Source organism: Streptomyces sp. 8P21H-1 (assembly GCF_013302945.1).
This window is the reverse complement of record NZ_JABTYA010000039.1, coordinates 1-974: the sequence shown is the minus strand read 5'-3', so window position 1 is coordinate 974 and position 974 is coordinate 1. Positions and strand designations below refer to the sequence as shown.

The 974-nt window shown below is 76.4% G+C and carries 1 pseudogene; it reads left to right on the top strand.

Annotated elements, in window-relative coordinates:
• Positions 1 to 630: 630 nt before the first annotated feature.
• A pseudogene (locus HO151_RS07105) lies at positions 631 to 974 on the top strand (hypothetical protein); the annotation flags it as partial.

Below are 974 nucleotides of genomic sequence, written 5' to 3'. Positions count from 1 at the left end.
CGGTCTCGGGCTCCGCGCGGGCGAGCCGCCGCGCGAGGTCGGGCACGTCGGCGGCGCCCGCGGACACCAGCGCGCGGTACGCCGACTCGTGTGCGTCGTCCAGCCCCAGCGCGGCCAGACCCGTCGCTCCCAGCATGCGGCGACACCCTTCCCGAAGACCGGCCCGTGGCGGAAAACGGCCACGGCGCAGAACCGCCCCGGCACATCATCGCCGCACGGTCCGGGGGTCTGCCAGGGCGATGGGGACGGGCGGGGAGCGCCGAAGACCGGCGGGGACCGGCGAGAACCGGTGAAGACCGGCCAATGACAAGGAGAACGGCGCCGGGGCGGATGAACGGGACCGCTGGTGGAACCCGCCCCGGGATCGGATCACGGCACGGCCCCGGCCGAGCAGGCCGCACTCGGGGCCGTACGGACCGGTGCCCCGCGCACCGCCGGGGAACCGGTCGCCCAGAGCGTGACGCGAGCCCCGGTTCCCGACCGGAGCCGGGTCACACCGCCGCCGCCGGGCGGTTCTCCCGTGGGGGGTGGGATCGCCCGGCGGTCCCGTGCCGCGGCCCGCCCCCGCGCCCGCGGCCGGTTTTTCCCGATGCCCCGTTTCCATCCGGCCTTCACGGTGACAATTAGGGGATGAGCCAGCAGGGGGAGAGGCCGACCGGTCGTCAGGACGACTGGTGGGGGCAGCTGTACGACGAAGCCACGGAGGACACCGGGCCGGCGCCCGCGTCCGACTCCCTGGACGACAGGTTCGCCTCGGCGACGAACACCCTGGAAACACCCGCACCGGACGCACGACTCGGCGGTTCGCCGGCAGGGGAGGTTCCCGCGCAGGGCGGCGGCCCCGTACCGCCTGGGCCCCTTCAGGGGCGCGGGGAACGGCGCGACCAGCCCTCACGGCCCGCACCGGACGCACGACTCGGCGGTTCGCCGGCCGGGGAGGTTCCCGCGCAGGGCGGCGGCCCCGTACCGCCCGG